At 56.1% G+C, this 9,859-nt stretch carries 8 protein-coding genes and 1 pseudogene; 2 read left to right on the plus strand and 7 right to left on the minus strand.

Annotated elements, in window-relative coordinates; all coding sequences use genetic code 11:
- Nucleotides 1–60: 60 nt before the first annotated feature.
- From AC0V60_RS15145 to AC0V60_RS15175, 7 genes and pseudogenes are all read right to left on the minus strand, one after another.
- Nucleotides 61–1,854: pseudogene (locus AC0V60_RS15145) on the minus strand (Tle-like phospholipase domain-containing protein); the annotation flags it as partial.
- A gap of 15 nt (nucleotides 1,855–1,869) precedes the next feature.
- A complete protein-coding gene (locus AC0V60_RS15150) occupies nucleotides 1,870–3,258 on the minus strand; it encodes a hypothetical protein (protein ID WP_486179256.1) in 1,389 nt (462 codons plus the stop codon).
- A gap of 6 nt (nucleotides 3,259–3,264) precedes the next feature.
- Complete coding sequence (locus AC0V60_RS15155) at nucleotides 3,265–3,885, minus strand: toxin-activating lysine-acyltransferase (protein WP_486179257.1); 621 nt, start codon at nucleotides 3,883–3,885, stop codon at nucleotides 3,265–3,267.
- 298 nt (nucleotides 3,886–4,183) lie between these two features.
- Complete coding sequence (locus AC0V60_RS15160) at nucleotides 4,184–5,746, minus strand: HlyD family type I secretion periplasmic adaptor subunit (RefSeq protein WP_486179258.1); 1,563 nt, start codon at nucleotides 5,744–5,746, stop codon at nucleotides 4,184–4,186.
- On the minus strand, nucleotides 5,746–7,926 hold the full coding sequence (locus AC0V60_RS15165; RefSeq protein ID WP_486179259.1) for a type I secretion system permease/ATPase: 2,181 nt from the start codon (nucleotides 7,924–7,926) through the stop codon (nucleotides 5,746–5,748). The genes AC0V60_RS15160 and AC0V60_RS15165 overlap by 1 nt, the downstream gene beginning before the upstream one ends.
- A 199-nt stretch (nucleotides 7,927–8,125) precedes the next feature.
- On the minus strand, nucleotides 8,126–8,341 hold the full coding sequence (locus tag AC0V60_RS15170; RefSeq protein WP_486179260.1) for a helix-turn-helix transcriptional regulator: 216 nt from the start codon (nucleotides 8,339–8,341) through the stop codon (nucleotides 8,126–8,128).
- Entirely contained in the window at nucleotides 8,325–8,825 is a 501-nt protein-coding gene (locus tag AC0V60_RS15175) for a hypothetical protein (RefSeq protein WP_486179261.1), read from the minus strand. The genes AC0V60_RS15170 and AC0V60_RS15175 overlap by 17 nt, the downstream gene beginning before the upstream one ends.
- A 368-nt stretch (nucleotides 8,826–9,193) precedes the next feature.
- On the opposite strand from AC0V60_RS15175, the gene AC0V60_RS15180 reads away from it, so the two are divergent.
- Together AC0V60_RS15180 and traL are read left to right on the plus strand one after the other, a co-directional pair.
- Nucleotides 9,194–9,526 (plus strand): hypothetical protein, encoded by a 333-nt coding sequence (locus tag AC0V60_RS15180; RefSeq protein ID WP_486179262.1) that lies wholly within the window; start codon nucleotides 9,194–9,196, stop codon nucleotides 9,524–9,526.
- Between the two features lie 34 nt (nucleotides 9,527–9,560).
- The gene (gene traL / locus AC0V60_RS15185; protein WP_486179263.1) at nucleotides 9,561–9,848 is read left to right on the plus strand and encodes a type IV conjugative transfer system protein TraL; all 288 of its coding nucleotides are present in this window, start codon (nucleotides 9,561–9,563) and stop codon (nucleotides 9,846–9,848) included.
- Nucleotides 9,849–9,859 lie beyond the last annotated feature (11 nt).

Consider the following 9,859-nt stretch of genomic DNA (forward strand, 5'->3'; position numbering starts at 1 on the left):
TATCGTTGCCTCTCCCTCCATAGAGCTCGTCATCTCCAGCGCCCCCTCGAGGCGATCTTCATCTCGACCGCCTTCAATAAAGTCGGCACCACCTTCGCCAATCAGAAGATCATCGCCAGCTCCGCCAAAAAGATAGTCTTTCAGGTCGCCACCGGTGAATTCATCGCGTCGATTGCCTCCAATGAATATTCCGAATCCACTGTCCAACTCAAAGTCAGAGTCGCCGCCCGCAATACTGCCGAACACCAAGGTTGCATCTGTGCCCTCGACAGAGGCTGCATCGTATAACTCGTTAATCTCAACAGTATTAGCAAACCCGTTCAAAGTGCTGTTGAGACCCAGCCTCAAAACCGACAAGGCCAAATCAAGGCGCGCAGTCTGATCTTCCGTGAGATCGTGTTGCCTCTCCTCAGGCGTAGTCAGCGCTTGAAAGGATATGGCGATGGAGTGGTCGTCTGTACCAAAAATGGAGTCCGTCAGAGTCGTGCTTTTATCATAGCCAACGCTCGTCAGATTACGGGGATCGTCTCCGTTTAATCGTGCCGCAATCTTTCGTGCGGTGATCATCCCCAAATCAATCACGGCGCGACGGATTGGATCGGCCTCAAGAAGAGATTCTCTTACATTATTGGCCCCACCTCCACTTGTGCTGCCGACCGTCGCGCCGCTGACCGAAATGCCATCTTCAACCTCTTCATCAATGCTTTCGACGCCTTCGTCGCTATTGTCCGTCTTATCGAAAGACCGAGCAAAATCCTCACCGAACTCCTTATGAAGGTTTAGCACGCGCCAGAAGTTTCCATGGCTTGCGAGTTTATAATCTAGCCGCTCTTCATTATCGCCCTCGAATGATTCGAGAGCAGTGAGATCTTCATCGATGACCCGCGTCAGAAGATCGGGTTGTTGCTGAAGCGTCCGAAAAACCTCAACTGCGCCTGAATCTAGGCTCGGATGGTTCTCCCAGCCCAGAACCGCCAAAACCATTGGTGAAATATGGTGAAGACGACGAGTCTCTCGATTATCTGGCCCCTCTCCTGTTTCTGGATCGGTCTGAAAACTGAGTATTATCGTATCCCAAGTCGTGAACGCATAGCTGTCCTGGCTGTCCGAATCCCCAAGATCGATCCTGATGTAGTTCCCAGGTGCGACTTGGTAATCTTCAAAGGTCTCAAAAGGCTGAAAGAGATCCAGTATCTCACCCTGAACGCGGAATATCCGCATATGCTCAGTTATGTTGCCATTGAAGAGCTCGATATATTCCGCGCCATCAAGGCCTCTATCCCCACTGCCTGGCACGACATTGGACAGATAACGGTCAAAGAGAATGGCATCGTCAGCCGATCCTTCTACCTCAAAGTCACCAGCGATAGCAGTCGCGACGTCCCGAATTTCGTGAATGTACTGCGCCGGGTCAAAAATTACTGCCGGCGCATCAAAATATGCGCTCGCGATGCCCGATAACGCCCCACCAAGGCTATGACCTGTAAACGAGATATTTTCAGTGGTTGCACCCGTTTCGGCGAGCACCCTTTCAACATATTCGATCGTATCTCGAGTTTGTTCACCCACGCCCGCTCCGCCAAGCAGTGCCGGGGCGAGGGTCGGGTTGTATTCTGCATCGCCCTCATTGGCCCGCCAGTCATCAGTGCCACGAAACGCGACAACATACTGTCCATTTTTTCTAAAAAGAGTAGCGGCGAAGCCAGAGTCCAGATCAACTTCGTCAAATCCTTCGACCTGGGTCCAACCTTCGAACCCTGCCATGTCCAACGTTTGAGGCTGCGAACTTTCCTCTCGATAGTAATAATAGGCCTGAGTGGCCATCAGTACATATTCGCTGACACTTATCTGCATCGCAACAATCCCACCCTAAAAGTGATTGGCTTCACCATCACCCATAAAGGTAATGGTGCGAGTCTGGACTGAATACCATTGCCCTGACTCTTTGTTTTTAAATATCGAATTGAATGAAAACGCGCCCGACGGGTGATCTGGCTGGTAAAGAATATCATGACCATCCAAGCGCATCTTGTAACCATCACGAGACACAAGCCCCATCTCCTGCAGCTTAATTGGGCCATATCTGGCTTCTTCTGGGCGCTTCTCACCAGAGCGCCAATCGTGATAGACCCGGCCCCATCGATTGTAGATCAGCACACCTGCCAATGACTGGGCCGCGTCAAATCGGCCTTCGACGATGTCAAACGAACGCAATTGCGCCAGTCTATCCCGGCAATTGGCTCGCTGACGCTGGCTAACTCCCCAGCTCTCTTTTGCAGCCTCGGTCTTGAAACCATCGGGCTCAGGGCGATCATACTGCAGGCTTGCAACTAGCGGTCGTCCCCCGAGGATATCGTTGAGCTCCCCGCCGACGCATTCATGAGAGACGTAGTCCGCGCTTGGCCCAGCTACACGAGATGAACTCTCGTCAAATGCAGCAATGTTGGCATCAGAAAATGCGCCTTCTTCATCATAAACGAAGTCCCGCTCTAAGTCGGGACGATCTCTCATGAATTGACGCGCATAGGCATTCAGATCGACTATTGGCACTTCAAAGAATGCGACAAACTGATTGCCCGGTCCGTAGTACCGATTTCCTCGGTTGTACTGCCAACCCTTTCCGCGATTCTCAGGTTCGACCCAAGGGTTTGGAGCGTAGGGCGTCGCATGAGGTTGCCCTAACACATCCTCGAAATCATCAGGATGAGACCCCAAGGGCAAAAGATGCACTTGGCTGCTCTTTATCGCTAGTCGCGCTTCAGGCTGATCGTAGTAAGTTGGCGAAACATAGGCTTCGATACGCGACGCATCAGGATATGCGTCAGACCAGATCACGTATGGCATGGCATCAATCGTTTGGGGCGACTCCCAGCCTTGCTGATACCCTTCGCCCTCTTTGTACGCCCGATAGCGCTGGCAAACATCTGGGATGCGCACGAGAACCTGGCTCCCGTCGCCCATCTCTTGAGCAATCGTCATTGGATGCTGAGCACGAACGCTAAAGCCAGTGGATTGCCCGAGACTGCCGCCAGAGAATGAACGAATGGGGCAATAGACCATCTGCTCAAGCTTGATAGCCTCGCCCTGATAGTCGCCCTCAAACGAATAACGGTACCACATGGAATCGGAACTGCTCGCGGCAGAAATGGCTTCGGCAGCGCGCTCTTCGGGCGTAGTGGGCGTAGGCCCACAGGCCGACAGAACCGACAATGCCAAAATACCAGCCAACTTAAACAATAGAGATTGCAGCTCGGTCACGCGAGCCTACCCCTCAGCCTTCATCTTCATCTTCTCCAGCACTTCCGGATCAACACTGCGCGCCACAATCGGGTGGATCGCAATCGGCTTATCGCCAGCGATCTGCTTGAAGTTGGCAAGCACGGCTGTTGCCAGCTGGCGGTTGGGGGCGATGAGATCGAGGAGCCAGACTTTCTCGCCGCTTGCCCAATCATCTGCGCCAAGACGCGTTGGGAAGGCGCCGCCCTTGATCTGCTCGCGGATTTTGGCGTCCACCTCGTCCGAAACGCTCGCCCAAATCGCAATGCCCGCGGTGGTCGTATTGTCGACGCCCGCATCATCACCCTCTTTCTTCTTCGCAGACGCAATCGCCAAGCGGTCGCGCAACAGCGGCTCGATCACGAGGTGATTGAGATCGGAAAGCGACTGCCCCTTGTAACGCGGCAAATTCATCATCGCGAGGACGGTTTGCCCGACGCTGACTTGAACACGCTCGCGCAATTCGGCGAGCTTCTCGCGCATTTCAGGAGAAATTTCAGCCTGCTCTTTTTTGCCCCCAGCTGCGGGAGCCGCTTCGCTCTTTGCAGCTTTGCCGTTAGCTTTCCCATTTGCCTTGCCGCTTGCCGCAGACTTACCCTTAGTACTCATTTCGACCCCTCATTGAAGAGTTCGGACAAAGTCACTTCGCACAACCTTGCCGAATGCTCAAAAATCCATTCAATGAGATCACACGAACAGTCCCGCCGAGCACCATGCACCCTGCGGTTAATCAAGTCGAACGATGGAAAACCCCAACCCTCAATTTGCGCCCTTCTTCAACGACACGCAGCATTTGACAAATCAATGGCCAAAACTTGCGAGGTTCGTTGATCCCTTGAACTTGCAACCAACATCCTTTTCAAATCATTGTCAATTGCGCATTTCAGTTTTTACAGTTTATATTTCTTTATCTTTCCCGTCCCGCTTCGTTGACTGCTTGGGAGATGGGTGAGAGCAAGTATTGGATGATACGTCTTTGGCCGGTTTTAATCTCGGCCTGCACGCTCATGCCCGGTTGGACGCTGTCACACAGCGCATGGCGCTCCGGGTTATCGGCCTCGCAGGAAAGCTCGATCTTAGCCGCGTATACAAGGCCGGGTTGGATCGGCCGACCGTTCTCATCGCGCACGCTTCCCGCTGGTTGCTGCGATTGGTCGATGGCATCGCGGCTGATGTTGGTGACGGTCCCTTCGATGAGGCCATAATCGGTGAAGTTGAACGCCTCCAATTTGACCGCAACACGCTGGCCCACTTTGATAAAGCCGATGTCCTTGTTCTGGACGAAGGCCTCAACCGTTATCCCGCCATTGCAGCTGGCCGCATCGCTTGCATCGCCTGAGGTGTGTTTTTGTGCCGCGTCGCCCGAGCCGGAAAACCGGTTCCCACTTTTCCTTGGCGACGCTTGGCAAGGCACGATCACCATCAGCGGCTCGGCAGGCTGGACCACGCCGCCAACGGTGCTGACCGCAAGTTGCTGGACCACGCCATCAACGGGGCTGCGGAGCTCTTGGAAACGGCGCATGCGTTCGGCTTTGCGCAGTTCCTCATTGGCCATGGTCGCTCGGTCGTTTGCCTCAGCAAGGTCGGTGACCGCTGTGCGCCCAAAGCCAGCCTTCAGGCTCTGCAACTCAGCATTTAACCGCCCAATCGCTGCTTCAGCGCGCTGTTTATTGGCCTGTTGCACCTCGATATTGCGCAAGTGCTCGGCCCGAAGTTGCTCATATTCAAGCAGTTGGAGCTTCGAGAAATACCCGCGCTCGGCAAGCTCGGCGCGCGCGCCCAATTGCTGGTCGATAAAGGGTAAAGCTTCTTCAAGCTTTGCTATCTCAGCATTGGCAGCCGCGAGCTCGGCCTGAGATTCAGCGCGCTGCTGGGTGAGCGCGTCTCTTTGCGCATCGTATTGCGCGGTGGCGTTAGTGACGAACGCCTCTTCGGTGCGGACGATATCGGGCGGTGTGCCCTTGGGCGGAACAAAGCGCGCGCGCCGTCCTTGGAGGTGAGCAAGAAGCGCATCATTACGCGCCTGAATAATCCGCGCTGAGAGCAGCGTTTGCGTGCTTTGCGCCTCGTCTGCATTGGCCAGCGTTGGGTCTAACTCGATGAGAAGCTCGCCAGCCTTCACAAACTGACCGTTTTTCACGTGGATCTGGCGTACCGAGCCGATTTCGATGGGCTGCACGACTTTCACATTGTCACCGGGCACCGTCTTGCCCGCAGCGGTTGCTACCACATCGATTTTGCCAAAGAACGCCCAGATCAAGGCCAGCACAAAAAGCGTGCAAATAATGAGCATCAGCCAGCGCATGCCGGGGCTTGCAGGCTTCTCCATAATTTCGAGGGCTGCGGGGAGGAACTCGTGCTCTTCCTTGGGCTTGAAGGCTTTGTCGGCCTCACTTTGCCCGCGCCATGCCTTGCCAAAAACGCCGAGATGTTTGGCGATTGTCGGGAAACGGTCAGACAAAGCCCCCATCAGACGCCTGCCATACCGGTTTGCTTAGTGTGCAGTTGTGCGTAGCGCCCGCCTGCTTTGAGGAGTTCTTCGTGGCTGCCCATTTCGGTGATCTCGCCTGCTTCCACTGTAATGATGCGGTCGCACGGACGCACAGCAGACAGGCGGTGCGCGATGATCATCACGGTGCGCCCTTCGGCAATGCGCGCCAAATTGTTCTGGATGATCTCTTCACTCTCCGCATCAAGCGCACTTGTCGCCTCGTCGAGGATGAGAATACTGGGATCAGTGATCAGCGCGCGGGCGATAGCAAGGCGTTGACGCTGTCCGCCGGAAAGGTTGGCCCCGCGCTCTTCGATTATGGTGTCGTAGCCTTGGGCGAGCGTCAGGATAAACTCATGCGCGCCCGCCAATTCAGCCGCTGCAATCACCCGCTCCATATCGATGGTTGGATTAGCTAGCGCGATGTTCTCGCGCACGGTGCGGTTGAACAGGATGTTCTCCTGCAGGACCACGCCCACCTGACGCCTCAACCATGCTGGATCGACGAGCGCTAGGTCAGTGCCATCGACAAGCACGCGGCCTTGTTCCGGCACGTAAAGCCGTTGCACCAATTTCGTCAAAGTGGATTTGCCAGAACCCGATGGCCCCACGATCCCGAGCATTTCACCTGCCGCAATCTCTAGGTTGACCCCGCGTAAGGCCTCTGGCGCATCGGCGCGGTAGCGAAAGCGGACTTTATCGAACTCCACCTGTCCCTTAATCGGCGGGAGGCTCGCGCGGTTGGGGTTGTGCTCGGGCTCTGCAGGCGCGTTCAAGATGTCACCCAGGCGGTCCACCGAGATACGCACCTGCTGGAAATCCTGCCACAGCTGAGAGAGCCTCAGGATGGGCTGCGCCACACGGCCCGAAAGCATGTTGAACGCCACCAGTGCGCCCACCGTCAAAGACCCCGCAATCACCGCCTGGGCGCCAAAAAACAGGATCGCAACCGTAGTGAGCTTGCTCACCAACTGGATCAAATGGCTGCCCCAGTTGGATAAGACCGTCACATCCCAACCGGTCTTGATATAACCCGCGAACTGTTTCTCCCACCGGTCACGCATGCGCGGTTCAACTGCCATGGACTTAAGAGTGCCGATGCCGGTCACCGTCTCCACGAGGAACGCCTGGTTCTCCGCGCCGCGCTTGAATTTCTCATCCAGCCGCGCGCGCAGGGGCGGGGTGATAAACACAGAGATCGCGATGTAGACCGGTATCGTCAGCGCAACGATCAGAGTCAGCATCGGCGAGTACAAATACATCACCACAAAGAACACGATGGTGAAGAACAGGTCGATCACCACCGTCACCGCGTTCGAGGTGAGGAAATTGCGAATGTTCTCCAACTCGCGCACACGCGCAACGCTATCGCCCACGCGCCGCGCCTCGAAATAAGAGAGCGGCAGGGCAACCAAATGCTTGAACAGGGACGCCGACAGCTCCGCATCCACCCGGTTCGACGTATGGGCGAAGAGCCAATTCCTTAGAGCCGACAACATGGTCTCAAACACCAGAACGGTCGCAAGACCAATCGCGAGCACTTCCAACGTTGTCATCGACTGATGCACGAGCACCTTGTCGATAACAAGCTGAAAGAAAATGGGCGAGGCGAGACCCACCAATTGCAGAAAGAAGCTGCCGACCAGTACATCGCGCAAGGCTCTGCGATACTTAACAAGAGCGGGGATAAACCAACTGATATCAAAGGCGCGCTTTTCGCCCGCGATCTTCTCGCGGCTTGTCATCAGCAAGAGGTCAACCTTGCTGCCATTTAGCTCAAATTCCTCCAGAACCTGATCTTCAGACCATACCTCCGGGCGCTCGCTCTCGGGCCGCAAAACCATATGGCGCACACCTGCATCGCCGCTAGTGTCAATCTTGAGAAGCACCGCGCAGCCGCCTTCGTTCAGCCGAACCAAAGCAGGCAGAGGGTGTTTTGAAAGCTCCGATAGGGCGGCGCTCTTACGCCGCGCGATCAGGTCCAGTTTCTTGGCAATACGCACCAGATCATCAAATGTGTAAGGCCTGTCGCCTTGCCCGCGATCATGGTGGATTTGCGCAGGGTCCGCCGCTTGCCCAAGAAACTGGGCAAGTAAAATAAAGCTCAACAGCGCCGCATCGGCGGGAGCCGCCAAAGAATTTTCTACTGATGATGTCATGAATTGCGCTCGACCCTGAGTGCTTCAATAGGGCTTTTTACTTAACAGGCAAGTCTTGCCAGACAACAGCCGAAAAATTTGCTGCGGAAAACGAACTCTCCAAAAGCAAACAAACGACCGGATTTAGGTCGATAGCTGAATGGCGGCTTTTGTTCAGAGAATGCAAGATAGCTGATGTCCTCCTGCCGGCCCGGCATACTCAGCCTAGCCTTTCAAGAACCCATTTCTCGACCTCCTCCTCCGCCCATGCGACCGAGTGTCCACCAAGCTGCACCGGCTTCGGAAACTTGCCTTCGCTCATCCACCGATAGATCGTCGAACGGCCGAGCCCGACGCGGTGCTGCACTTCGGGCAAGCGAATAAGCCGCGTCACCCGGCGGGTTTCGGCGTCTTTCTTGTCAATCTCGTTGCCCATGTTGGCCTCCTTCGGCATCGGCGAAAACATCGCCAAGCAGTGCGTCCTTACGTTCAAGCTCATCGATGTGATCGGATAGCAGGCGGGCGACACGGTGAGCGGTGCCCTTGGCCCAGCGCGGCTTAACGTCGTGCACTTGATTGCCAAGTACGCGCTCCAGAGCGGTAGGCAGTTCACCAGAGAAGTCTTCAAAGAACTGCGCGAGGTCAGACTGCAGCCAATCGATCGCGTGATCGCCGCTGCTGACAAGAAACAACAGCAAGTGCGCATGCGGCGCTACATCGCACGCAGCAAGAATACGCAAGGCCTCGCCGAGGCTTGCCGAGCGTTCGCCCGCAAGGACACGGCGCAGGGCATCCTTATGGATCTGTGCATCAAACGCGATGGCGCAACGCGCCTTACCGCTGGATTCAACCGCAGCCAGCAGAAGCTTGGCGAGGTCGGCCCGAACCTGTTGTTCGGCAAAGAGCGCCATGTCAGTCATCGACGAATCCTTATGTCTAGTGGTGATCGAATCACCGGCTAGCTCGAAAGGAAACCTGTAGGAAAACGAAAAGAACAAATAGAGAACATAAAGGAAGTCGCGAATCAGCTTCCTTCAATGATTTGCGCGACTTTCGGTCGGTCTCGCGCATAATCCAGCAGGTCCCGAGCAGAACTCGGTAGAGTTGGCGCGGTCAAGGGCTCAGCCTGCTCGGATCCCGTCTCCAAGCCTTCTCAATGTCGCTTTTTGCTTGGCTAAGCAGGTCCAAACGCATTTCCCGATTTCCTACAGGTCGGTTCTGGAGAGAGGAAAGAACATACAGCGAACGCATCGCTGACTAATGTTCCATCTTCTCGAAAGGTTCCCCCATGACCACCAAGACTGCCCCTCCGGCCCAGCGCCGCACGCAAGGCCGCATTCCGGCTCGCGACTATATCCTTCCTGCCTGCGCGGCTCTGGCCTGCGCCGGCGCTGCCATCGCTGGCGCCGACACCACCTTTGATCCTGCCCTCAACCAGTTCACCGACTTCCTCGAAGGCTCGGGCGGCAAGATTATCACTGTGCTAAGCCTCGCCGCTGGCCTGATTGGGCTTGCCTCGGGCCGCTTCTCGCTCGGCCAGATCGCCGTGCCGGTTGGCGTCGGTATCGGCGTCGGCACCGGCGTGCCGATCGTCACCTCGGTCGTGACCGCGGTCATCTGACCCCCGGACCCGGTCACAACAGGAGGGCGGCATCATGGCCGACAGGTATCTTGTTCCACGGCGGCTCGACGATCCGGAGCTAATCGGTTTCTGGACCATCGACGAGTTTGCGGGGATTCTTATTCCCTTCGCTTGGGGCATTCTCGCGCAGCACATTTTAATCGGTATCGGCTTGGCCGCCGGAGCTTGGCTCGCCTTGCGGAAGGCAAAGGCTCGCGGTGCCGGTTCGGCACTGGTGCACGCTGCGTACTGGTACCTGCCCGGGAGCTTCCTGGGGCTGAAAGCCACGCCGCCCTCCCACTGCCGCCTGCTGGCGGGCTGAGGGAGGCAAAC

This window comes from Erythrobacter sp. S259 (genome assembly GCF_057364965.1).

What these genes read in the sequence shown, in the direction of transcription:
- AC0V60_RS15155 (WP_486179257.1), bottom strand. Translation starts at nt 3,885, where the DNA reads ATGAGTACTAAGGGTAAGTCTGCGGCAAGCGGCAAGGCAAATGGGAAA.
- AC0V60_RS15160 (WP_486179258.1), bottom strand. Translation starts at nt 5,746, where the DNA reads ATGGGGGCTTTGTCTGACCGTTTCCCGACAATCGCCAAACATCTCGGC.
- AC0V60_RS15165 (WP_486179259.1), bottom strand. Translation starts at nt 7,926, where the DNA reads ATGACATCATCAGTAGAAAATTCTTTGGCGGCTCCCGCCGATGCGGCG.
- AC0V60_RS15170 (WP_486179260.1), bottom strand. Translation starts at nt 8,341, where the DNA reads ATGGGCAACGAGATTGACAAGAAAGACGCCGAAACCCGCCGGGTGACG.
- AC0V60_RS15175 (WP_486179261.1), bottom strand. Translation starts at nt 8,825, where the DNA reads ATGACTGACATGGCGCTCTTTGCCGAACAACAGGTTCGGGCCGACCTC.
- AC0V60_RS15180 (WP_486179262.1), top strand. Translation starts at nt 9,194, where the DNA reads ATGACCACCAAGACTGCCCCTCCGGCCCAGCGCCGCACGCAAGGCCGC.
- traL (WP_486179263.1), top strand. Translation starts at nt 9,561, where the DNA reads ATGGCCGACAGGTATCTTGTTCCACGGCGGCTCGACGATCCGGAGCTA.